The following is a 25,224-nucleotide window of genomic DNA, read 5'->3' as shown; positions in this document are numbered from 1 at the left end:
ATGAAACGTATTTTTATTGCTTTATTCGCTATGGCCGTACTGGCTGAGTCAGGCGTTGCAAACGCAGAAACCAAACAGGTGCAATTTGAAGGACCGGTTCGACTCAAGCAGGCATTGAATGCCATTGAGAAGCAAGGTCTATTGGCGGACGTATACTGGCCCGCTGTGCGCTTGGTTAAAACCGATGAGGCTGACGAATTAGAACGCGAGAAACAAAATATACTGTTGCAGTTGGCTGAACTGGAAGCCTATTGGCGTGGCCGTCGTGAAACGGACAAGGCTGATGCCGCGCTGATGCTGCAAGGGCAAATTAAGGGCTGGCAGTTTGGGCAACAATACTGGGGTCAGCTAAGCATTGAGCAAGCACGTCAAAACTTAGCTGACAACCCACTGTTACCAGAAGGAAGTTACTCGCTGGTTTTACCTGAACGCCCAGAGCATATTTATGTGTATGGATTAGTCAATAAACCTGGTCAGTATGAATTCCATACAGGAAAGACAGTCGCAAACTGGTTAAATAGTATTAAAGAGCAGTCTGAGTTACTGGCTGGCCATAACAAAGACGTGGCGACGGTCGTGTCCGTTGATGATGAACAACAAGCTAGCTGGGCTTACTACAAACAAAGTGAAACCGAGCTGATGCCGGGCAATATTCTTTGGTTAGGGTTTGAACCGAATCAGTTGCCGCCAAAATACAAGTCGTTAAGTGACGACATTCGGGGTTTGTTGAAGCATTTTGTGGCAGATACATCGGTTCGTTCGGCAACCAACGCGCCTGTGTATCCGGTGAATGCAGCACCTACCTCAGAATGGCATTGGTCGCGCCGCGATTTGTCCCCCAGTTATAACGATTATGGTTCGGTGGGCTTATTACAGAACCCGACCGCTCGTATGATGGACGAAGGCGCTTTTGCGCTGAGCTATACGGATATGGAGGAATACCGTCGTTATACGGTTAACTTACAGTTGTTGCCTTGGTTAGAAACCACGGCGTTTTATACCGAGTTTCCCAATAAACTGTATAGTCAATTCCCAGGATTTAGCGGTGACAATATTCTTGCCGATAAAGGCTTCGACATAAAAGCCCGCTTATGGGAAGAAAGTTATTGGCTGCCGGAAGTGAGCGTGGGTTTTCGTGACTTTGCTGGTACCGGGTTGTTTGATGCGGAGTATGTGGTTGCGAATAAGCGCTTTGGTCCGGTAGATGTCAGCTTAGGTTTGGGCTTTGGTCGTTTGGGCACGCATGATGACTTAACCAACCCATTTTGCGAATTGTCCGACGAATATTGCCAGCGCGAAAGTAGCTTCGGAGGTAATGGCGGTAAAATTGAGTTTGACCGATGGTTTACCGGGCCTATGGCCGTGTTTGGTGGCCTCGAGTACCAAACCCCTTGGGAGCCTTTGAGTGTTAAGGTTGAGTACGACGGTAATGACTACTCAACTGAACGCGCGGGTGTACCAATAAAGCAAGACAGCCGCTGGAACTTCGGCGCCAATTATCAGGTATCCGATTACTTCGATGTACAGCTGAGTTATGAGCGTGGCAACACGTTTATGTTCAACTTTAGCCTACGTACTAACTTCAGTACCTTGAATCAGATAAAGGTGACACCAGACAAGGTTGTACCGACTGAAGAGAAGCGCAAAGCGTCGCTGGGCGACGTAGACTGGGCAGGTATGAACCGTACCATGCGTGAACAAATGGCGTTTAGTGGAGCGCGCTTTGTGGCGGAAGATGATGAAGTGACGATGTACGCATATCATTCCCGTTATCGAGATAGCAAAGAGGCGTATGATAGGGCGGCGCGAGTTATGGCGGCAGAATTACCCGACAGCGTGAAAACCTATAATATGGTCGATATGGCCTTATTTGACCCGAACGTGAACACCAAAGTTGACGCAGAACAGTTTAAAGATCGCGTTTTAAACCGTGATCCCGGTAAAGCCGTGGATGACGTAGACGACTTGTTTGTTCGTCTGGAGTCACCGGATATGCCTGAGCGCGGCGACGACAGCTGGATGCTGAATCCTAAAAACAAATTCACCAACCGTTATGGCTTGAAACCTTTCCTGGATCAGAGTTTTGGCAACCCGGAAACCTTTTATACCTATCAGCTGGGTGTATATGCTTTTGGTCGCCGTTGGTTAAACGAGAATATCGAGTTGTTTGGTGAAGTAGGCTTTAACATAGCGACTAACTATGACGACTTCTTGTTCTTAGGTGGCGGGCAGGATGCCTTGCCGCCGGTGCGCACAGATATTCGTAAATACGTACAAAACGATATTTGGTTAGACTCAGCGCAGGTGACTTACCACAAACGTTTAGGACAGGACTGGTTTGCCATGGCCTACGCGGGCTACTTAGAACGCATGTACGGTGGTTTAGGGGCGGAAATACTGTATAAACAGGTGGACAGTCGTTGGGCCTTTGGTCTGAACGTGAATCGAGTTCGCAAACGTGACTTCGAAGGCGGTGCTGGTTTCTTAGATTACGAAGTGACCACCGGTTTTGCCAGTGTGTATTATCAAATGCCATGGCTGTCCGATTCGTTATTGCAGTTAGATTTTGGTCAGTTTTTGGCGAAAGACAAGGGCGTACAAGTGACCATGCAAAAACGCTTTGACAGTGGTGTGGTTGCTGGCGCTTATGCAGCCTTTACGGATGTGTCCTCAGAAGAGTATGGTGAAGGAAGCTTTACCAAAGGCTTCTTTATTAGCATACCTTTTGACTTAATGAGCGTGCGCCCAACCCGTGAACGCGTTGGTTTTACCTGGGTGCCGTTGTCACGTAATGGCGGTCAACAGTTGCAACGCCGAGCTCGTTTGTATGAATATACGGACGACAGAGCGCCGTTTTATAACCGCTAGTACACGGAAACGATAAAAAGGATAATAGCCGTGAATCCATTGAAGTTGTTGATGCAGTTACCAAGAAACGCAAAGCGCGGTATCGGGCTTTTTGTGGATATTGTCTCCATTACGGTGGCAATGGTAACCGCTTATTTACTCAGCTTTGATGCCATTATGCCGTTGGAATGGTCGCAGTGGATGATTCTTGGCGGCATTGTTTTGTGCGCAACCTTATTGGCGTTTATTCGTTTTGGTTTGTACCGTGCGGTTGTACGTTATGTTGGCTTTAAAGTTCTAAGCTTAGTGTTTGTTACTGTGATATTCAGCGGTGCGTTTTTAGTGATTGGCGCGCTGGTTATGGGTATTGCGTTGCCGGTGTCAGCGGTGGTGAATTATGTGTTGCTGGCATTCCTGTTAACCGGCGGCAGCCGTTTGATTGTTCGTGAAGGTTATCAGCGCGCTATGAGTCGCAAGAAAGACCGGGTGCTGATATATGGGGCTGGGTCTGCCGGGCGCCAGCTGGCGCAAGCTTTAAATAACGGTGGTGAATTTCACCCTGTCATGTTCGCTGACGATGATTCCGGTCTGCAAGATACGTCGGTGCTTGGTATGAGCGTTATCAACCCGAAGCATATTGAAAAAGCGGTATTTGACGCAGATATTCAGCGTATTTTACTGGCCCTTCCCAGCACACCTCGCTCTCGTCGCCGAGAAATTCTGGAAGCTTTGGAATGCCTCCCGGTCAAAGTTCAGACCGTGCCGGGCATGGCGGACATGGTGAATAATGAAATGTCCATTGATCAGCTACAGGACATTCGAGTCGAAGACCTTTTAGGACGCGACCCGGTGACGCCGGATGCCCGCCTAATGGAAAAACACATTACCGGTTTAACGGTATTGGTGACGGGCGCCGGAGGCTCTATTGGCTCGGAGCTGTGTCGTCAGATATTGCTGCAGCGACCTAAAGTCTTAGTGCTTTATGAGCTGTCAGAATTTGCTTTATATAGCATTGAAAGAGAACTGATTGATATATGTGAGCAGCAAGGCATTGGCGCAGAAGTCATACCGGTGATTGGCACGGTACAGCGACGTAACCGTATCGAAACGGTACTGAAAAGCTTCGATGTCGACACGGTGTATCATGCCGCCGCCTATAAGCACGTGCCTTTGGTTGAATACAACATGGTCGAAGGCGTGCGTAATAACGTATTTGGCACTTGGCATACGGCAGAAGCGGCGATTTCGGCGGGTGTTAAGCAGTTTGTATTAATTTCTACCGACAAAGCAGTGCGCCCGACCAATGTGATGGGAACGACGAAACGCTTGTCGGAGCTAGTGTTGCAAGCATTAGCGCTACGTCAGTCGGAAACGCGTTTTTGCATGGTACGTTTTGGTAACGTTTTAGGCTCATCGGGTTCTGTCGTACCGCTGTTTAAAGAGCAAATTGAACGTGGTGGACCCGTCACGGTGACGCACCCAGATATTACCCGCTTCTTTATGACCATACCTGAAGCCGCGCAATTAGTGATACAGGCGGGCACCATGGGACACTCAGGGTCGGTGTTTGTGTTAGACATGGGCGAGTCGGTAAAAATTGTCGACTTGGCGCGAAAGATGATTCGCTTGTCCGGGCTTGAAGAAAAGACAGAGAAAAATCCGCACGGCGATATTGCGATTGAATTTAGTGGTCTGCGTCCGGGCGAGAAGCTTTATGAAGAGTTATTGATTGGGGATAACGTTGAAGCCAGTGATCATGCCCGCATTTTGCGAGCCAATGAACAGTCGCTGTCATGGAATGACATGGAGAAATTGTTGGATAAGCTGGACGACACGTGTCAGCGTTTTGCCATAGATGAACTGCGTGAAGTGCTGCTAAATGCCCCAACGGGTTACAAGCCGACGGATGACCGTATTTGTGACGTGATTTGGAACAAACACCGCACGTGCGAAGATAAAAGCGACGTAGCTTGAGGCGCATCTGACGTAATAACGTCAGGCTACAAGGAAATAAAAAAACGGACGTATAAATGATAAAAAACGGACCTTATTTAGCTCTGGATACAACCTACCAGAAGCGGTCAGTGAATGAGTTAGCAGAGCAGGCAAGCAAACGTTTGCCTGAATCCTTTTATGACGCCCGCGAGCAGCTGAGTCGTGGTGAGTACAAAAACGTGAGCGAAGGGCGCCCGGTTACCCATGTGCTGAACCGCTCTGTTCATGCGGTGGCGAAACAAACCAACCGCAAAACCCGCTTTGTTGAGGTAGTGCAAACGTTGCGCTCTGGCCGTTGGTTAGGTGCTACCGGCAAGTCCATTACCGATGTGGTGAATATTGGCGTGGGGGGCTCTGACCTAGGGCCGCAAATGGGGGCGTTTGCTTTAAGAGAGTTCGCCGATGATGCGGTTTTGCATAATTTACAGGTGCACTTTGTGTCATCAATGGACGGTGGTCAGTTATACGCTGTTCTGCCTATTGTCGACCCGGAAACCACGTTATTTATTATTTCCTCTAAGTCGTTTGGCACTATCGACACCTTTGCCAATGTCGATACCGTGCGACGTTGGATAGAGCCTGCGTTAAGTCAGGAGCAGTGGTTGGATAAGCACGTGATAGGCGTGTCAGCGAATGCCCAAGCGATGACCGACTATGGCATTCCGCCGTCGCAGCAATTCACTTTTGGCGAAGGGGTTGGTGGACGCTTTTCGTTGTGGTCGGCTATTGGCCTAAGCATTGCGTTGACAACGGGCGTACGACCATTTGAGCGTATGTTGGAAGGCGCCAAAGCCATGGACGAACACTTTTTTACGGCGCCGGTGGAGGACAACATTCCTATGCTACTGGCATTGTATGGCGTGTATAACCGTGAAGAGTTGGGCATTAATAACCTGGCTATTTTGCCGTACGACGGGCGCCTGCGTATGTTGCCGAACTACCTGCAGCAGCTGGACATGGAAAGTAACGGCAAACAGGCAACGGCTGACAATAAAGCGATTGATTACCCCACCGGCCCGATTATTTGGGGCGGTTTTGGGCCGAATGGTCAGCACGCTTTTTTCCAGCACTTGCATCAAGGCTACGACCAGTTTGCCGCTGATTTTGTGGCTGTGTTAAAGCGGGAAGCGCCGGGTTTTGAGCCGGCCGTTCAGGAAGGCTTAGCAGAGCAACAACGGTTGGCGGTTTCTAACTGTTTAGCGCACAGACGTTTGATGTGGGAGGGCAGCCCTAATAACGAGTCACCGCGCGACCATTACCCGGGTGGGCACCCTTCTAACCTGCTGATAATGGATGAGCTAACCCCGGAAAGTTTTGGTGCACTCATTGCTGCTTACGAGCACAAGGTGTTTACTCAAGGCGTCATTTGGGGCTTAAACAGTTTTGACCAGCCGGGTGTTGAGAAAGGCAAAAAGATAGCAAAAGATGTACTTCGAGTACTCGACGGCGAAAGTGATGAGTCCTTCGATGAGAGTACCGATGCGGTAATAAAACGGATGACGATGTAATGACTGGATTGCTTGAAGATGTAAAAAAAATAGCCCGAAACGCGGGCGCGGCCATTATGGACGTGTACAAGAATGATGACTTCAGCGTGCAGCAAAAGAGCGACGACAGCCCGCTGACAAAAGCGGATTTAGCGGCTCACAAGGTTATTTGTGAAGGCTTACGCGCATTGGAGACTCAGTATCCGATCATTTCGGAAGAGTCTTCAGATATTAGCTGGGAGCAGCGCAAACACTGGTGTCGTTATTGGTTGGTGGATCCGCTCGATGGCACCAAAGAGTTTATTAAGCGCAATGGCGAGTTCACGGTAAACATTGCCTTAATTGAAAAAGGCGTGCCCATTATGGGAGTTGTTTACGCGCCGGTACTGGACGCGATGTACACTGGCGAGCGTGATATGGGCGCGTTTTTGAATGACAAGCCGATAACAGTAACGGTGAATGCCCCGGCTACTCTGCGTGTGGTCGGCTCACGCTCGCATCCTTCACAGGACACGACTGACTGGCTGGATGCCTTAGGCAAACCGTACGAAATGGTGCCGATGGGCAGCTCGTTGAAAATATGCCTGGTTGCCGAAGGCGAAGCGGACATTTACCCGCGTTTAGGCCCAACCTGTGAATGGGACACCGCCGCCGCCCATGCGGTGTTAAGTGCTGCGGGGGGTAACATAACGACCATCAACGGTGACCCGTTGCTTTATAACCAAAAAGAAGATTATTTGAACCCACATTTTATTGCCCAGCCGCAAAACTATATGTAACTGACTGAATTCCGTGAAAAGCCGCATCTAAAGAGGGTTAGGTGCGGCTTTTTTTATGGTTATTTCTGCTGTCTTTTTTCTGTCATTTGATTTTAATTGAACGGTCAATTAAAATAAACGCGACTGTAACATTCACTCACTAGTCTTAGATACGTCTCTAAAACTACAATAGGACTTAATGAAATGAAGTTATCTGTACCAATGAAGCCCAGTTTACTGGCACTCTCCGTTTTTTCTGTGTTAAGCGCTCCTACGCTTGCTCAGCAGGAAGAACAAACGGCAAACGACGATAAGAAAAAAGCACAAGACATAGAGCAAATCCAGGTGACTGGGCGCAGCGTTTCTTACGCGAATAACGCCACGGCGGAAGAAATGAAGCTGCAGCAAACCTCAATGACCAGTGCATTGGCGGTTGTCGATAACCTACCGGGTGTATTGATTAACGAAGGTGACCCGTTCGGCTCTGATGAATGGTCAACCAGCATCTCGATGCGTGGCTTCTCAATTGACCTGAGCCAACAGCAAATTGGCATGACCGTTGATGGCATTTCTAACGGTAACTCAAACTACGGCGGCGGTACCAAAGCAAACCGCTTTATCGACACCGAAAATCTGCAGGGTGTTGATGTCTCTCAGGGTACCTCAGACATTAGCTCGCGCTCACACGAAGCGTTGGGCGGCACCTTGGACTTCCGTACCATTGACCCGGGCTTTGAAGAAAAAGCGGTCGTCAGCGCGACCTTAGGCGAAAACAACGCACAAAAAATTTACGCTCGCTATGAAACCGGTGAGTTGGCGCGCGACACGTACGGTTGGGTAAGCTTCTCAACGCAAGAAAACACCGACTGGATGGACGAAGTGGCAACCAACAAGCGTGACCACTTTGCGGGTAAATTAATCAGCCGCTTAGGTGACGTTGATCTGGAAGGCTACGTGACCTATGACGATGCCCGCGAATACACGTATCAGCGTGTGTACGGCGTGAGCCAGTTTGAACAAAACAAACAGTGGGACGGTTTGGTACCAAACTGGACCGGCGTTCCATACCAGGATCAGGCATGGCGTAAAGGCTGGGTAACGCACCGTGAAAACTTATTTGGTTACCTAAAAGCACAAACCATGATCAGCAACGTAACGGTAAAGGGTAATGTGTATTACCACCATAACGAAGGTCGCGGCGACTGGATCCCTTACTATGTTGTTGACGTGACTGACGATGGTGCTGGCAACCCGCACTCAGAGTTAGACCCAAGCACTACGGCAGAGGGCGGCTCTTCACTGGGGCAAATTTACTTTGTGAACCGTGATGGTCAGTCTTTACAGCCGCAAGCCGGTTGTGAAAGCTCAATTACTTACCCTTATGGCGGCGCAGGCGCTGCATTAGACCCGGACTGCTATGGCTCAGGCGCTATTCCAGTATCGTCGCACCGTCACACCAACTACAACAAAGATCGTTACGGCGTGAATGGTGATTTCATTTGGGACACCACCATTGCGGACATGCCAAACACTTTACGCGGTGGCTTCTGGTATGAAGATTACGAGCGTGAAGAATACCGTAGCTGGCACAAGCTGATTGACTCAGCAACCAGTGCACGTTGGGAAAACAACCCTTACTGGATTCAGTACAACCGCGAATTCCCGGTAGATACGTTAATGGCGTACGTTGAGAACGAACTGGACGCAGGCTTCGCGAAATTCCGTGTGGGCGCCAAGAAGTTCGATGTCGACGTTGCGAAAAATGACTTGTTTAACAGCGACAACAACTTAGACGTCGACTCGAGCTCTGACGTACTGTTCTCAGCCGGTTTTGTTGCACCGGTGCCGGGCGTTCGAGGTCTGGAAGTGTTCGGTGGCTACGCAGAAAACTTTGCGGCAATCAAAGACGCGGTATTAGAGCGTGATGACACAGACTTGAGTGTGGTTGAACCGGAGCGTGCGGACAACATTGACTTAGGTCTGCGTTATTCGTCGCCGGGTCTGAACGCCAGCTTAACGTACTACGACATTACCTTTGATAACCGCATTACCTTTATCAGCAACGAAGATGTTGATGGCATCGACTTCTTAGAAGCGGCTGCCGGTGGTTATGTGAACGACGGTGGTGTTGAGTCGAACGGTATTGAAGCGTCGCTTGATTATCAGTTAAACGACAACTGGGGCGTTTACGTGTCGTACACTAAGAACGACTCTACTTACGTCGACAAAGCCGCGGCGGGTAACACCGTTATTGGCAGTGCCGAAGACATGGCTGCCATTAGCTTTGACTACAAGAGCGACGGCTATTTCGCCGGCTTCAGCACCAAATATGTGGGTGAGCGTTACATGGACCAGACCAATACTCAGGTGGTTGACTCTTATACAACGAGCGACTTCTATCTGGGAACCGCGGTCTATAACGTCGGTAACGCTATCGACTCGATGGAGCTACGCTTTACCATCAACAATGTGTTTGACGAGCGTTACTTAGGTACGATTGCACCGGGCGCGGCCTGGATTGGCGCACCGCGTGTGGCTGCCTTGAACGCTAAGTTCACATTCTAAAAAACGCGTTAAGCGCAGGGGCTGGTTGTCAGCCCCTGATCACTTCATAGGTGAACCAATGAAGAAAACACTGATTTTTCTTGGACTGTTATCGGGCGCTGTCGTGTCCACGGCGGCGAATGCACAGCAAAGTGTGTCGCATATTGCCTTTGGCTCCTGCTCGCACCAGGATCATGACATGCCGATTCTGGACAGCGTTATTGCCGATAAACCGGATGCGTTTTTGTTCCTGGGCGACAATATTTATGGCGACACTGAAGATATGACGGTGCTGCGCAATAAATACGAAAAGCTGGGTTCGAAAGAACGTTTTCAGACGTTAGTGAATAACACGAACGTGATGGCGATTTGGGATGACCACGACTTTGGCGCGAACGATGCGGGCAAAGACTACCCAAAAAAAGAAGCTTCACGCCAGATTATGCTGGACTTCTGGGGCGCGGAGGAAGACTCACCTCGTCGCACACGCCCTGATGGTATTTACACCTCGAAAATGTATGGCGAAGGCGAGCAGCGTATTCACGTCATAATGCCCGATTTGCGCTGGAACCGTGATGACATGAAACACGTGTCGCGCGAAGAGTACGCCAATGAGCGTGCGCCAAACAACCTCGGTCCGTATATTGCCCACGACGATATGTCGAAGTCGATGCTGGGCGAGAAACAATGGCAGTGGCTGGAAGAAGAGCTACAAAAACCGGCTCGCGTCAAAATTATTGCCTCCAGCTTGCAGTTATTAGCCGACTTTACCGGTTGGGAGGCTTGGGCGAACTTTCCGGGCGACCGCCAGCGGTTGTTCGACTTAATCAAAAAACACCAAGTGAATGGCGTGATCTTAGTCAGTGGGGATACCCACTGGGGCGAAGTCAGCTATTACGATGAAAACCTGGATTATCCGCTGTGGGAAGTGACCAGCTCTGGTCTGACACAGGAATGGAAACAGGTCAGTCCGAACAAGCATCGTATTGGACAATACACGGCAAATGTTAATTACGGCAGTATAAACATTGATTGGAGTTTAGATGATCCCTTAGTATCGCTCAGTCTGAAGAATGTTGATGGCGAAGTAGTGAATGAGCACCGCTTTCGTTTATCGACATTGGAGCCATACAAGGAGTAAAAGGCGATGCCCAAAATTGGCATGCAACCGGTGCGCCGGCAACAGTTGATTGACGCGACTATTGAAGTGGTTGCCGAGGTGGGTCTGAAGTCAGCGACCATTAGTTTAATAGCTAAAAAAGCCGGGCTGTCGTCCGGCATTATCAGTCATTATTTTGGTGGGAAACAGGCGCTGATAGAAGCCACCGTTCGTTACTTACTGTCACGACTTAAGTTAGAGCAGTCGCCGGCTGACCCAATTGAGCGGCTGATGAAAATTGTCGACTTAAACTTTGCCGACATTCAGCAGTCGCTACCCAGCACCAAGACCTGGCTGAGTTTTTGGGGCGAGTCGATGCATGACGCCGATTTGTCGCGCTTGCAGGAAGTGAATAAGCGACGCTTATTGACCAACCTGCGTTACAGCTATCGTCAGTTACTGCCGCGTGAAGCAGCGCACGACGCCGCCCAGATGACCGCGGCGCTGATTGATGGGTTTTGGCTGCGAAGCGCGCTGAGTTTGCGCGCTGACCGCGGCTTTGATGTCGCGAAAGATTACTGTAAGAACTTTATTTTGGATACGTTACGCCTGCATGGAGTGGATGCCGACTCCGGGGGCAGTAACCCGTAACTTGTTTTAAGGAGTGTACCTTGACCAACTTTTCGCTTAAAAACTTTATTGATGGGCACTACGTTAACGGCGACGAAAGCCGCAGTTTTGATGTGCGATACCCGGCAACCGGTGAGGTCATTTACCGGGTTGAACAGGCCGGTGAAGCGATGATGCTACAGGCAATAAAGAGTGCTAAGCAAGGTTTCGAAAAGTGGTCAAAGACGCCGGCGGTAGAGCGGGCACGCATTCTGCAAAAAGCCGCGCGTTTATTGCGTGAGCGTAATGACGAGCTGGCGAAGTACGAAGTGCAGGATACCGGGAAACCGTGGCAGGAAGCGGTTGAGGTAGATGTTCAGACCGGCGCCGATTCAATTGAGTACTTTGCGAATTTAGCGCCGTCGATGATGGGCGCGCAACAACCGGTGGGTGATGATTTTTTCTATACCCGCCATGAGCCGCTGGGTGTGTGTTTTGGTATTGGTGCCTGGAACTACCCAATTCAAATAGCCTGCTGGAAGTCAGCGGCTGCACTGGCGGCCGGTAACGCCATGATTTTCAAACCGTCAGAGGAAACCCCTCGCGGCGCGGCTAAGTTAGCAGAGATATTCACCGAAGCGGGTGTACCGGATGGTGTGTTTAACGTGGTTCAGGGGGATGCCGAGGTAGGGCGCTTTCTAACGGCGCATCCGGACATTGCCAAGGTGTCGTTAACCGGTGAAGTGGGTACCGGTAAAAAAGTCATGGCGGCGGCTGCCGGCACGCTTAAGCAAGTCACTATGGAGCTTGGCGGCAAGTCACCCTTAATTGTGTTTGACGATGCGGATGTTGAAGAAGCGGTCACCGGTGCCATGATGGCGAACTTTTACACGCAGGGTGAGGTGTGCACCAACGGTACGCGCGTTTTTGTGCATGAGTCGGTGTACGACCGGTTTATGGAGCGCTTGGTGGAACGTACACGCAAGAATATTGTGATTGGCGAACCGATGGATGCGAAAACCAATTTGGGTGCGCTGATATCGGAAAAGCATCAGCAACTGGTTTTAGAGTACATCGAGAAAGGCAAGCAGGAAGGCGCTAAATTGGTTTACGGCGGTAACGCGGTGACTCCTGAGGGCTGTGAAAATGGCTACTTTGTCGAGCCCACCATTTTTGCCGACTGCCATAACGACATGACCATTTGTCGTGAAGAAATTTTTGGTCCGGTGATGTCGGTCATGACCTTTACCGACGAAGACGAGGTTGTACGCCAGGCGAACGATACCGAATACGGTTTAGCGGCCGGCGTGTTTACCAATGACATTCGCCGCGCGCACCGTGTTATTGCACAAATGCAGGCTGGCATTTGCTGGATCAACGCCTGGGGCAATTCGCCGGCGGAAATGCCGGTGGGTGGCTATAAACTGTCCGGCATTGGCCGCGAAAACGGCGTTGAAACGCTGAAATCCTACACACAGACCAAGTCGGTGTATGTGGGCATGGAGACGTTGCAGGGGCCATTTTAATGTCGGTTGAGCAGTACGATTACATTATTGTCGGGGCCGGCTCGGCTGGCTGTGTATTGGCGAACCGGCTGACAGAGGACGCAAACAAAAGCGTACTGTTGCTGGAAACCGGCGGCTCGGACAAAAGCATTTTTATTCAAATGCCGACCGCGTTGTCGATACCAATGAACACGAAAAAGTACGCCTGGCAGTTTCATACCGAACCGGAGCCGTATTTAGATAATCGCCGCATGCATTGTCCTCGCGGCAAGGTGCTGGGTGGCTCCTCATCGATTAACGGCATGGTGTATGTGCGCGGTCACGCGCGTGACTTTGACGAGTGGGCTGAACATGGCGCCGAGGGCTGGGACTACCAGCACTGCCTGCCCTACTTTAAAAAGGCCGATGACTGGGCGTTTGGCGCGGACAAGTATCGTAATGTTGGTGGGCCGTTAGCGGTCAATAACGGCAACAACATGCAAAACCCGCTGTACAGTGCGTTTGTTGAAGCGGGGGAGCAAGCCGGCTATTGGCACACCGATGACTATAACGGTGCGCAGCAGGAAGGTTTTGGCGCAATGCACATGACGGTTAAAAATGGCCGTCGTTGGTCGACCGCTAACGCGTATTTACGGCCTGCCATGGAACGCTCTAATTTGACGGTGAAAACCGGTGTGTTGGTTAAGCGTGTTCTGTTGGAAGGCAAGCGTGCGGTTGGTGTCGAGCTTGTACAAAAAGGTAAGGTGAAGCGTTTTGACTGTCGCGATGAAGCCATTCTGAGCGCGGGCTCGATCGGTTCGCCGCACTTGTTGCAACTGTCAGGCATTGGTCCTGCAAAGGTATTGAAAGACGCCGGTATTGAGCAGCAACATGAGTTGCCGGGCGTGGGGGAAAACCTGCAGGATCATCTAGAGTTTTACTTTCAGTACCAGTGTAAGCAACCGGTCAGTTTGAACCGTAAGCTGGGGCCGCTGAGTAAATTGGCGATTGGCGTACGCTGGATTCTATTTAAAACCGGCCTTGGGACGACCAACCATTTTGAGTCTTGCGGTTTTATTCGCTCGAAGAAGGGCATTGAATGGCCGGACTTGCAATACCACTTCTTACCAGCGGCTATGCGTTATGACGGGCGCAGTGCCTTTGACGGTGACGGCTTTCAGCTGCATATTGGCCACAATAAACCGAAGAGCCGTGGCTGGATACGCGCGGTGTCGGCAGACCCGAAAGAAGCACCCAAAATTCAGTTTAACTACTTGCAAGAGCCGGAAGACGTTGAGGCGTTTCGCGCCTGTGTGCGGTTATCGCGTGAGATTATTGCTCAGCCGGCGATGGACAAATATCGCGGTGAGGAAATTCAACCGGGCGCTTCGGTTCAAACGGATGAAGAAATTGATGCCTTTGTTCGCGGTGCGGTGGAAAGCGCTTATCACCCGTGCGGTACCTGTCGTATGGGCGCTGAAGATGACGAGCAAGCGGTCGTGGATCCGACGACCCGAGTACGTGGACTGCAGGGACTCCGCGTTGTCGACTCGTCTTTATTCCCGACCATACCGAATGGGAACCTGAACGCGCCGACCATTATGTTGGCGGAGCGCGCTGCTGACTTAATTCGCTTTGGCGAAGCCGCTGATGCAGCAAATGTGAAAGTGGTGATGGACGAACAATGGCAGCAACGTCAGCGTCAGGGTAAGCAACAACGAGAGGTGCGTTAAATGCTAACCTTAGTGGGCGCCGGAATGATCTTGTTCATGGCTTTAGTGCTGCTTATTCTGTGGCGCTGGGGGGCCATGCCGCTGCAGGGAAAAATTCCGGTATCAACGTTAGTGTTTGTCGCTATTTTATTCACCTCCGGGCTAGATGTGGGACTCATCATGTTCCCGCTTACCGAGTTTCCGGTTTATGAGAACCTCAAAGAGAACAGTGAATACGCCTTTGCCAATCCGTTAGCTATCGAGTTTGGCTTTTGGGGCTTCATGGTCTGGGCGATTTACTTTGTCACCTGCTTCTATTTCTGCGCACTGGAGCCGAAACTCCGGTTCTTTGAAATAACCTGGGTGAAGTGGGTGAACAACATTGTCATTATTGGCACCTGCGCGTTTACGGCGCACTTGCTGTTTGCCAACTTAAGTTGGTACTTGCCTGCGCTTGCGCCGGACTCGGGTTTTCCATGGTTGTTCGCCGGGCTAGTGACGCTCACCATTTGTGCGGCGGTTTACTCAAGCACCGAACTGCGCTTTGTGAAGGTGCTGAGTGTGTCGTCCGGTGCGCTGTTTTTCGCGCTAATTGCAGGGCTTGGCAGTTATGTGGTGGCCCAGCCGAATGTAGAGGCGGCCGACTATCTGCAAACGCTGCCGTTACTGAGTGATTACTTTACGCATTTACAGCGGTTTGTTTTGCCCATTAACGACTACCACGCATTTTATCTGTTCTGGTGGTTCGCCTGGAGCATTATGATAGGTCAGTTTACCGCGCGCTTCGTGGGTAATATGAAGACGGTTACGTTGTTGGTGAATATGCTGGTCTGGCCGTCGCTGTCGCTGGGCTTGTGGTTCAGCGTGTTGTACTTGTTTCATACCAAAGGCATTGATACCTCCGGCTGGATAAACCGCATAATGGTGGGTGTTGGCGTGGTGTTTGTATTGAACTCCCTAGATTCCCTGATTCGCCTGTATTCCGATAACTTGAACTTAACCGTCAGCCGCCTTGGTAAGACACGCTATTTTACGCTGCATGCGTTTCTCATGGTTGGCTTAACCGTGCTGTTTAGCCTTGAGTTTATTCGCATTCAATGGGTGGGCGCGCTGGTCATTGGCATAGGTGTTTGCTGCGTAATTTACGCGTTGGCTTTTAAAGATAAGCGCTCGAAATTGCCCGCAGCGAATAAGCTGTTTTAACCAATAAAAAGGCTCCAAATGGAGCCTTTTGACATCAACCTACCCAGACATTAATGCTTTCTTTGTGTCTCTGGTGATACTTGAGGGTTGATAATAATGTACCCTAAGTTGCTTGATGTTTGCGACTCTACTTCTGAGAACAACGTTTTTGTCATACTCGATGTACCTGTCGCATTCGGATCATAGACTTCCGGGCGTTCCGCTAACTGATAGTGATTAAAGCGTGGGAGTATATAACTGTTCCCATTTGGCGTTCCGTCAGTATCGTAGTACGTCCAAACATTCCACTCCAACACAGACAGAATATCTTTGTCACTGAAGCCTAGCGGTAGCCAATATCTCATTGAGTCAGAGGTTTCAATTTGAGCGTTTCGGTTGAATATGAAAAGTTCATCAAATACAGCATCACCACCGAGCTCCCACGTCATTTCTTGAATGGAATCAGGGGCGGCTTGCATGGGCTCTGAGCACACAGTGCCAAAACTCAGTAGTTCACCTTTGCATAGGCCGCTTAGTTGTTGACCGGTTCCGTCAGCATTAAAGTCAAACATGAACTCTTTTACTCTAAGAGTATCGCTGTCACTCCAGAATACAGCGTCGCGATAATTGACTATAGAGTTAAACAGCAAATCTGATTCGGTTACCATGTCGACAACTGAAAAATCAGGTGCTTGAGGTGTTGGCATACCATAGAGTAATTTCGTTACTTTAGACTCACCTTCATATAAGTACTCAGTGACCACGCTTTTGTAATCAGGATCGTTACGATGACGAGTTAAACGAATGCTGTAGTCGCCAGAAGTCGGTGTGAGTGTTAAATGCCTCTTGTCCTCAGACAACTGCCAAGTACCGGCAACGTCCTGCTCTGTATACGAGTGTTGCTCGAGGTAGATGTCGGATTGTTGCATTGCATAACTATTGTCAGCTGATAGCTTGTAAGCAACTAGTTCCAGAGTTGAGAATGAGGATTTAACAGGAGGCAGCAACCATTCACTTTGCTCTGACACGTTAAAGGTCAGTTCGCTTTGCATAAATTCGTCCACTTTAACTAAGCGAATATCGTTCTGGCTTTGTGATTCGGTAGCAGGTTTAGCGACATACTGCTGACCCTCAAACTCGAATGTCACGGCTGACTGCTTATATACTGTAGTGTTGCGCAGTACGAGCTCAGACTCGCTTTGACTGATAACACTTGACTCAACGAGGTCTGTTTGTACCGTTACCTGCACTTGGGTAGGGCGGAAGCTACTCCAGCCATTATATGCTACCCACGCATCCTTTGCTTCTGGACGATCTTCAAAAGCATCTTCCGAAAGGAATGCGAAGTTAACGCTACCGGATAGTTTCGCGTTCTCTGTATCAGGCACTAACTTATTACCATTAAGGCTAAATGACACGACCGGACTTTCCGCCTCTACCACTTGAGACTGAGAAATACCGTTTTCACTAATTTTCCATGTTGCCGCCGCATCGGGCTTTAAAAACTCCGGCGCTCTTCGAATTTGCATATAAGTACCGTAGAGGTCTTCCATTCTCAGCTCAGGCATAACATCGGGATCTTCTAGTGTTTCTTCAATAGCCTGATTTAATGGACTGCTATCGCCACCTGCGCTTGCTGTTTCGACAAACTCATTGTAGCTATTGTCGTCATTCAGAAACTCTTCGATAGTTTCGTAACCTTCAGGCAGCTCAAATGAGTCGTTGTCGACGATAAGTTTGGTTACAGCCGCCATCTGAATAAGGAGCTGAGGGTCAATTGCGTTGCCGAATTCAGCGATGTTGTCAGCGGTAACTTCCTGGTCACCAGCCGCCTTTCGTGTTAATACGTCGCGCGCTGTTGTCACATGGGTAACGTTTACGTCGTTGATGTCTGAGCGGCTAAGTGTGAAATCATCACCGGCTCGCTCGAGCAACTTTCCGATAGATGTGAGCATCGAGCTTAACGTAACATTGCCCTGGTTAAACTCCTCACTACCACGAGCCGTAATACGAACGACTTGATTGCTGTCCAGCGAGCTGAACTTGGCAGGAAGCTCGTAAAAACCGTTTTCATCTGCTTGGACAGTGTATTCTTCACCATTTACGATGATACTAACTGTTGCGTTCGCGATGGGGGAATCGATAACCTGTCCTTGTATCGAGAGCGTGCCAACTAAATCAATAGTTGCGGTGGCTTCACTGGTTAACTCACCGTCACTGATAGTGAATGTGAAGCTGTCTTCTCCAAAGTTGCTTGTGCTTTCTGGCGTATAAACTGCTGTATTCCCATCCAGAGACACGGTACCAAACTCGGCTGAACCGACTTCCGTAACGGTTAGTGCGTCACCGTTCGGGTCAGTTGAGCTCGCCAGCAAATTAACGGTGGTTTGCTCTTGAGATACATCGGCTTCTGCTGAAACAGCGCCCGCAACAGGCGCCTCGTTTGTCTCACTGGAACCACCACACGCAATTAAGCTTGATGCAACCCCTGCGATGATTAATGAGCGACTTATCATGGAGACTTTAAAATCCATTATTATTTCCTTTTTGTATTACATTGATTTCTTTACATAACCTTAACAGTTTTAACTCTTCTAAAAAATACAAAATTAACAAAATTACAAAACTCTGATACGTTGTTTTAGCCTTTGGGCGCGATGTAAAAATAACAACGAACAGGATGTTTTATGAAGAAGTTAAACCTTGTACTGAGTATGGCGGCGGCATTGTCTCTTGCAGCATGCGGTGGTGGTTCTGATAGTAGCTCAGACTCTGGTGCTGTCGGCGGTGACAATAGCGGTGGTAACGACGGTGGCGACACAACGGCGGCGACAACGGTGTCAGGTAAAGTCATTGATGGTTACATTCAGGGCGCTACGGTGTTTTTGGATGTTAACGGAAATGGTAAACAGGAACCCAATGAACCGTCAGCTGAGTCTGGTGAAAACGGTGAGTATACGCTGGAATTAGAAGATGCCGACAAAGCTTGTTTGCCACATGCCGCGTTAGTGGTTGATGTGCCGGTCGGGGCTGTTGATGAAGACTTAGGAGAAGTCGGCAAAGCTTATGTTATGACGATTCCGCCATTACAAGGTGAGCAGTTTGAGGAAGTGAACATTACGCCTCTGACAACCATTCTGTGGAGCGAAATTAAGAGTGAAATAATCCCTGAACGTGGCAATGGCAACCCGCACCTGGCGTGTGAAGAGTTTCAGGGGAACTCAGACTTAATTGCGGACTTGCAGTCAAAAATGGACTTTGCGATTTCTCAGGTCGTGAGCCACTACAACCTGTCAGAGCAGGATATTTTTGCGGATTATATTGAGTCCGGAAATGTTGAGAATTACGAGCTGGCGCAGTTAATTGTAAAGGGCTTGCAGAAAGGCCTGGAAGAAGCGCGGGCAATTGAGGAAGAAAACCCGGATGTTTCGGCTAACGTGAGCTATCGTAAGACCGAAGATGGCTGGGTTCGTATTGAGTATGTATTTACACCGCAAAGCGAGGGTGCGGCTGGTGAATGGAGCTCGAGCGCAGAAACACGCTCAGTAACCAACGCAGTGAGCTCGGACTTAGAGCAAATTGGTGAGCAATTAGACTTTTACAACCGCAGCTCTTACTTCAAAACGATTGATGCGGATCGCATTGAAGTTGCGACGTATGAAGAAAGCTGTAATGACGCTCAGACCCTTAACTATACAGTGGGTTACCAGCAAACCGAGAACACCGAGTACGAAGTGTTGAATAACATGGACACCTGTGGTGGTTTAAGCACTAAGTCAGTGTTTGTGATGAACTGGTTAGATAAAGCCGAAGGTTTGGGCGAAGTGGCTCAGTATATGGTGCCTTACAACACTGAAACGAGCGAATTCGGCAAATTCGACTATATGAAAGACTTTGTTGAACGCCGTGATGAGCTGAACCTGGATTCTATCTTGGTTGACTTGGGTGCTTTAGATGCGTCTTATGACGATACTCTGGATGCCAATGCCATGGCAGAGGATTATTCGAATGTCAGCTTGAAGAAAACGGTCATGGAAGGCGACCTGAAAGTTGAGTATCAACGCCAGTTTGATAACGAAGGTGGCTGGAATTACAAGAAAACCACGTATCAGGAAGACGGTACTTACACAGAAGAATGTAAAGGCTCTGCAGATGCCGAGTGGGGCGCTTGCGAGTAAGTAACTTTAAAATGTAGCCTGGCGTAATAACGTCAGGCTACATATGCTTTACGGTTACTCTTCGCTGTCGTCCTCTTCGTTTTCGACTTCAGCTTCTTTCACTTCAATGTAGGTCTCATCTACCCAAACACCTTCTATTTCAATGACAGTGCCAACTTCGAGGGCGTTATAAAACGTTTGAAGGTCGACGTCTTCGTCGTTGAGCTCAAACTCTGTATCGCCAGTGAAGCGAAGCTCTTTTCCGTTCACGAAAATTAAATCGCCTTCGATGGACTCAATCGCACCTTTGAACTCGGCTTTGCCGGTATTGTCAGGGCGGTTGTCATCACCTCCGCTCACGTTTTCAACGTCTACCTCAGTGGCAACGAGTGAGCCGTCAATGTATTCGCCTTCCACTTCAACGATAACAGCATTTTGAGTTCCGGCTAGCGCGACAAATCGCTCTAAAGAAAGACTGCCGTCGTCGTTTTCAAACTCAGTATTGTCATCAAAGGTGACGGCAACGTTGGCAACCGTCATACCGTCCTCGGTTACGTCGGCTGCGCGACCTTTTACTTCGCCTTCACGTGCCTCTTCATTGATGCGCTTCACTTTCAATGCAACGGCATTGCCTTCTTCGTCCTGGCGGGAAACCACTTTCAGCCAATCGTTGACTTCAATGTTATCGAATGTGAAACGGCGTTCGTCTATATCTGACTCGTCGTCATATTGCGTTTCTGAGGTAACGGTGAAAGTTGTGTCGTTGAGCACAAAGGTCATGGTTTCTGTGTCAATATCGGTCACTTGCCCTTCCACTTTGCTGCGCGCATCTCGAGCTTTAAACTCGACTTCTTCTGCCACTAATTGTTCGCCATCTAACGCCGCCTCAACTTTCACAATAATACCGTTAGCCATGGTGTCGACAGTACCGTCTTCGAACTCCGTACTTTCGCCTAAGGTGAAGTTATATTGGTTTACGGTGAAAGTGCCGGCTTCGGCGTCGTAGTTTTTAACGATGCCGGCAATAGTGACTTCGTCGGTGTTTTCGTCAATGTCACTTTGCTCTTTGTTTTCAACTTCGTCCGCTGTAAGAGTCATGGTCTCGCTGTCAAAAGTCTCGCCTTCAACTTTCACAAATAACCCGTCAGCGAGATCTTCCATCGTCATGTCAGCAAATTCAGCGGTTGAATAATTGATGGTCAACTCGCCTAATGTGAATGTTTGAGCGTCGGTATCTAAATTAGCAACGTTACCTTTCAGTTTTACTTCCGTTTCGTCGTCTTCCAACTCAACTAATGTGGCATAGAAATTGCCGTTTTCATTAACGTATCCGCTTATTTCAACAAAGTCGCCAACGGTTAAGGTAGTTAGGTCGGTTGCTTCAAATTCGGTTAAGTCATCATAAATAACCGTTTGGCCTAAGACTTCAATTTGTTCAGCTTCTCGGTCAATAAACGCAACAGGACCCTGTAAACTCTCTTCATAGGTAATTTGTTCCGCTTCCGGGTCTTCGCCATTGTCAGAAGCAGAAGCGGCAACGGTGACTACCATGCCCACTCTAAGTTGCGCTTCGTCTGCAGCCGGTGAGTTACCAACGGCAATAGCTGCATTGTCAGAGCCATAACGCTGGCCGTTTACGTACACACTACCAAAACCGGTAATGACACCTTCGGTGACAACGGTAGTTGTGCTGCCTGTGTTGTCACCACCGGTATCGTCACCGCCAGTGTTACTGTCTGGAGTGGATGAGTCGCTTGATCCGCCACAAGCAGACAGAGCACCTGCAATGGCTAAAACTAACAGAGAGTGCTTAAAACGCATGCGTATTACCTCATTATTACGTTTGGTTAAGTAATACCCAATGTAGATGAAGTGCAGCGGCGATGTCATTGATAAATTTGAGTAACTACTACGTTATGCAAATGTTACAAAATATTTCAGCAAACTTTGCGCTTTTCTGAGTTAGAGCCTATGTTCAAAAAGTGAACAGCACATACAAGGAGAAAAATAATGAATAATAAACTGGTTTTACTTTCATTGGCGGCAGCTTTTGTGTTGTCTGGTTGTGGCTCGGACTCGAGCGATAATACGGCGGACAGTGGCGAAGATGATAATACGGGTGGTACGGTCCAAACTGAGATCGGTGTTTTCCTTGACGCAGAGGTTGGTAATGTCGACTTTGAGACCGAAACGCAAAGCGGTACAACGAATGATGCGGGTGAGTTCGAATATCAAGAAGGGGAGCAAGTCACCTTTTCTATTGGCGAGTTAGTGTTTCCGGCAACCGATGCGCAGGCTACGGTGACACCAGTGGAAATATTGGGAGCGAGTTCTATTGATGATGACGCCGTTGTTAATATGGTGCGTTTATTATTGTCGCTGGATGTGGACCAGGATCCTTCCAATGGTATTGGCATTTCGGAAACAGCTGCGGATGTGGCAACCAATGACATTGATTTTTATGTGACGGTGGAAGAGTTTGAAAACAATGCGTCAGTACAAAGTTTTGTGACAAATGGAGGCCAAGATACCTCGGTGGATGGCTTGGTCACAGCTGAAGAAGCGGTGGCGCATTTATCGGAAACTCTTGAAGAGGCGGGAGCGACGCCACCGTCGATTGTTGGGGCTTGGTATGAAACAGAACGAGACGAAGAGTATGAAGATGTTACCGATGTGTTCTTAGCCTTCAGAGATGACGGCTACTATTACGAGATTGAAGTAGAGAATGTAGATACCGGAAGCGGTTACGAATACGGCACTTATAGTTATGAGCTAAGGAAACTTACAGGTGAAGTTATTGCCGACACAAACGGTGATGCGGGGTTGAGTGATGCCGGTGAGGTAACCGTTAACGTGGGTGAGTCTACCATGGTCATAGTGCCTTCAACGGATGGGTTGGAGTCAACCTTTACTCGAATTGATAGCGCCTCGAGTATTGTGGGTGGCTGGCAATTGAATGATGGCTCTGGTGAAGAAGTTCTGTTTATTTTCCGTGACGATGGTGTTTTCTCAGCCGTTCAGGCGACGGCGGAAGGTGGTGGAGTCGGGCTTGAATACGGAACCTACGAGTATTCCGCAGACAATGGTACTTTAACGTTTGATATTACGGTCGACACCAGTGGTGACACTCTGGCATCTACATTACCCATTGATAGTGTTGCTATTGACGGTGATACGATGACAATAACCATTACCGGCGAGGGCGATGTCGCCTTTACTCGCTTATAACATTCTTCTCTTGTAACCTGGGGCTATATGCCTCAGGTTAAAAATCAGAAAGGGACATTCATGAAAATAGTTTTAACACTTTTAGTTGGTTTACTTTCTATGGGCTGCAGCAGCGCACAATCGGCGAACGGCACTGAGGTTGATGAGCCGGTCACTATGGCTGACATAAAAGCGCTGATTGGCACGCCAAAAGCTCAAACGGTAGAAAGCTGCAAAGTATTACCTGTAGGTAAAAAAGCCTGCGGCGGCCCGGAAGGCTATGTGGTGTACAGCAGCGAAACTATTACCAATGAACAAGCGCTGCTAGACGCTATATATAAGTACAATGAAAAAGCAAAAGAGGATGCCAAGACAGGTATTTCTAACTGTCAGTTTATTCCAGAGCCTAAACCTCAACTAAAAGACGGCGTTTGTTGGATACCGTAACGCAGGAAAATGAGTGAATGCGATTAAGGGAGTGTACTGCGGAGCAGGCCGGTATGTAACGCCATGGATGGCGTTACATAAGCCCCCAGGGATGGGTTTACGGCGTCCGGCCAGATTCGCAGTACATACCCAAGCATTCATTAATTTTCCTTGCGTCAGTCAGGCAAAACGGGTAAAATCCACCCGCAACATGAATCCAGTCACGGAGTGTTGCACATGCTGCGAATTGCCCAAGAAGCCTTGACCTTTGACGACGTTCTGCTCGTTCCCGGTCATTCCGAAGTTCTCCCCCATACCGCCGATTTACGCACGCAATTAACGCGTGGAATTTCGATGAATATTCCAATGGTTTCGGCCGCCATGGATACGGTTACCGAATCGGCATTGGCAATTGCGCTGGCGCAAGAAGGTGGTATTGGTTTTGTCCACAAAAACATGACGCCGGAACAGCAGGCTGCACACGTCCGTAAGGTTAAAAAATACGAAAGTGGCATGGTCACAGACCCTGTTACGGTTCAACCGACAACAACCATTGGTGAAATTAATGAACTGACTGCTGAGCACGGCTTTCAGGGTTTTCCTGTGGTTGAGAAAAACGGTGACCTGGTCGGTATTGTGACGGGCCGAGACACGCGCTTTGAAGACGATGATGCGAAAGAGATTCGCCATGTCATGACCGGTAAAGATCGTCTGGTGACTGTGCATGAAACCGCGCAAAGCGAAGAGATTCTTCAGCTTATGCACAAACACCGCATTGAGAAGATTCTGGTTGTGGATGACGCTTTCAAGCTGAAGGGTATGATAACTCTGAAAGACTTTGAAAAAGCTGAAAACAAACCGAACGCCTGTAAAGACGAAAAAGGCTCGTTGCGTGTGGGTGCGGCGGTTGGTGTTGGCGCTGGTACCGAAGAGCGCATTAAACTGCTGGTCGAAGCGGGCGTAGACGTCCTGCTCATTGATACCTCGCACGGTCACTCACAAGGTGTGTTAGACCGCGTTAAGCAAACACGTAAAGACTACCCAGACTTACAAATTATTGCCGGCAACGTCGCGACAGCAGCAGGTGCAAAAGCCTTAGTTGAAGCCGGCGTCGATGCCGTGAAAGTAGGCATTGGTCCAGGCTCTATTTGTACAACGCGTATTGTTACGGGTTGTGGTGTGCCGCAAATCAGTGCCATTAGCGATGCTGTTGATGCATTAAAAGGCTCTGGCGTTCCTATTATTGCCGATGGTGGCATTCGCTTCTCTGGCGATATTGCGAAAGCACTGGCGGCTGGCGCGCACTGCGTTATGGTTGGCAGCATGCTGGCAGGTACTGAAGAGTCACCAGGTGAAGTTGAGCTTTACCAGGGCCGCTACTATAAATCTTACCGTGGCATGGGCAGCTTAGGCGCAATGAACCAAAGCAACGGCTCATCTGACCGCTACTTCCAGAAAAGTAATGAAGCCGACAAGTTGGTACCGGAAGGTATTGAAGGACGCATTGCTTATAAAGGCCCAATTTCAGCCATTATTCATCAGCAAATGGGCGGTCTGCGCTCAGCAATGGGTTTAACCGGTTGCCCGACTATTGAAGACATGCGCACCAAGCCGCAGTTTGTAAAAGTGACCGCTGCCGGCATGGGCGAATCACACGTACACGATGTGCATATTACCAAAGAAGCACCGAACTACCGCAGCTCTTAACAGGATGACG

Annotated in this window: 16 protein-coding genes; 14 read left to right on the top strand and 2 right to left on the bottom strand. The window is 49.2% G+C overall.

From position 1 onward, the window contains the following. The 10 genes from CEW91_RS09820 (at nt 1) to CEW91_RS09775 (ending at nt 15,738) form a co-directional block, all read left to right on the top strand. A complete protein-coding gene (locus CEW91_RS09820) occupies nt 1–2,868 on the top strand; it encodes a YjbH domain-containing protein (RefSeq protein ID WP_232506956.1) in 2,868 nt (955 codons plus the stop codon). Between the two features lie 51 nt (nt 2,869–2,919). Continuing rightward, on the top strand, nt 2,920–4,821 hold the full coding sequence (locus CEW91_RS09815; RefSeq protein WP_088768785.1) for a nucleoside-diphosphate sugar epimerase/dehydratase: 1,902 nt from the start codon (nt 2,920–2,922) through the stop codon (nt 4,819–4,821). A 56-nt stretch (nt 4,822–4,877) separates the two neighbouring features. Beyond that, a complete protein-coding gene (pgi, locus tag CEW91_RS09810; RefSeq protein WP_088768784.1) occupies nt 4,878–6,350 on the top strand; it encodes a glucose-6-phosphate isomerase in 1,473 nt (490 codons plus the stop codon). Continuing rightward, nucleotides 6,350–7,108: a 3'(2'),5'-bisphosphate nucleotidase CysQ gene (cysQ, locus tag CEW91_RS09805; protein WP_198400866.1), complete on the top strand. Its 759-nt coding sequence runs from the start codon at nt 6,350–6,352 to the stop codon at nt 7,106–7,108. The genes pgi and cysQ overlap by 1 nt, the downstream gene beginning before the upstream one ends. 183 nt (nt 7,109–7,291) lie before the next feature. Then, nucleotides 7,292–9,652, top strand: a complete 2,361-nt coding sequence (locus CEW91_RS09800) for a TonB-dependent receptor domain-containing protein (protein ID WP_088768783.1) — start codon at nt 7,292–7,294, stop codon at nt 9,650–9,652. A gap of 58 nt (nt 9,653–9,710) precedes the next feature. Beyond that, nucleotides 9,711–10,772 (top strand): alkaline phosphatase D family protein, encoded by a 1,062-nt coding sequence (locus tag CEW91_RS09795; protein WP_088768782.1) that lies wholly within the window; start codon nt 9,711–9,713, stop codon nt 10,770–10,772. Nucleotides 10,773–10,778: 6 nt separating this feature from the next. Then, on the top strand, nt 10,779–11,381 hold the full coding sequence (betI, locus tag CEW91_RS09790; RefSeq protein WP_088768781.1) for a transcriptional regulator BetI: 603 nt from the start codon (nt 10,779–10,781) through the stop codon (nt 11,379–11,381). A gap of 47 nt (nt 11,382–11,428) precedes the next feature. After that, a complete protein-coding gene (gene betB / locus CEW91_RS09785; protein ID WP_420038568.1) occupies nt 11,429–12,865 on the top strand; it encodes a betaine-aldehyde dehydrogenase in 1,437 nt (478 codons plus the stop codon). Continuing rightward, nucleotides 12,865–14,556: a choline dehydrogenase gene (gene betA, locus CEW91_RS09780; protein WP_088768779.1), complete on the top strand. Its 1,692-nt coding sequence runs from the start codon at nt 12,865–12,867 to the stop codon at nt 14,554–14,556. Before betB ends, betA begins: the two co-directional genes overlap by 1 nt. Further along, on the top strand, nt 14,557–15,738 hold the full coding sequence (locus tag CEW91_RS09775) for a BCCT family transporter (protein ID WP_088768778.1): 1,182 nt from the start codon (nt 14,557–14,559) through the stop codon (nt 15,736–15,738). 50 nt (nt 15,739–15,788) lie between these two features. On the opposite strand, the gene CEW91_RS09770 is transcribed toward CEW91_RS09775, so the two are convergent. After that, complete coding sequence (locus CEW91_RS09770) at nt 15,789–18,251, bottom strand: Ig-like domain-containing protein (RefSeq protein WP_088768777.1); 2,463 nt, start codon at nt 18,249–18,251, stop codon at nt 15,789–15,791. A gap of 153 nt (nt 18,252–18,404) precedes the next feature. On the opposite strand from CEW91_RS09770, the gene CEW91_RS09765 reads away from it, so the two are divergent. After that, nucleotides 18,405–19,895 carry a hypothetical protein gene (locus CEW91_RS09765; protein WP_088768776.1) on the top strand — a complete coding sequence of 497 codons (1,491 nt, stop codon included), beginning with the start codon at nt 18,405–18,407 and terminating at the stop codon, nt 19,893–19,895. A 54-nt stretch (nt 19,896–19,949) separates the two neighbouring features. On the opposite strand, the gene CEW91_RS09760 is transcribed toward CEW91_RS09765, so the two are convergent. After that, nucleotides 19,950–21,695, bottom strand: a complete 1,746-nt coding sequence (locus tag CEW91_RS09760; RefSeq protein ID WP_088768775.1) for a DUF5666 domain-containing protein — start codon at nt 21,693–21,695, stop codon at nt 19,950–19,952. Nucleotides 21,696–21,884: 189 nt separating this feature from the next. On the opposite strand from CEW91_RS09760, the gene CEW91_RS09755 reads away from it, so the two are divergent. From CEW91_RS09755 to guaB, 3 genes are all read left to right on the top strand, one after another. Beyond that, complete coding sequence (locus CEW91_RS09755) at nt 21,885–23,102, top strand: hypothetical protein (RefSeq protein WP_088768774.1); 1,218 nt, start codon at nt 21,885–21,887, stop codon at nt 23,100–23,102. A gap of 60 nt (nt 23,103–23,162) precedes the next feature. Beyond that, on the top strand, nt 23,163–23,528 hold the full coding sequence (locus tag CEW91_RS09750; protein WP_088768773.1) for a hypothetical protein: 366 nt from the start codon (nt 23,163–23,165) through the stop codon (nt 23,526–23,528). A gap of 216 nt (nt 23,529–23,744) precedes the next feature. Beyond that, on the top strand, nt 23,745–25,214 hold the full coding sequence (guaB, locus tag CEW91_RS09745) for an IMP dehydrogenase (protein ID WP_088768772.1): 1,470 nt from the start codon (nt 23,745–23,747) through the stop codon (nt 25,212–25,214). Nucleotides 25,215–25,224: the final 10 nt, after the last annotated feature.

This window comes from Idiomarina piscisalsi (genome assembly GCF_002211765.1).
In the GTDB taxonomy this organism is placed as follows: Bacteria; Pseudomonadota; Gammaproteobacteria; order Enterobacterales; family Alteromonadaceae; genus Idiomarina; species Idiomarina piscisalsi_A.
The sequence above is the reverse complement of the archived record's forward strand: the minus strand, read 5'-3'. Positions and strand labels throughout refer to the sequence as shown.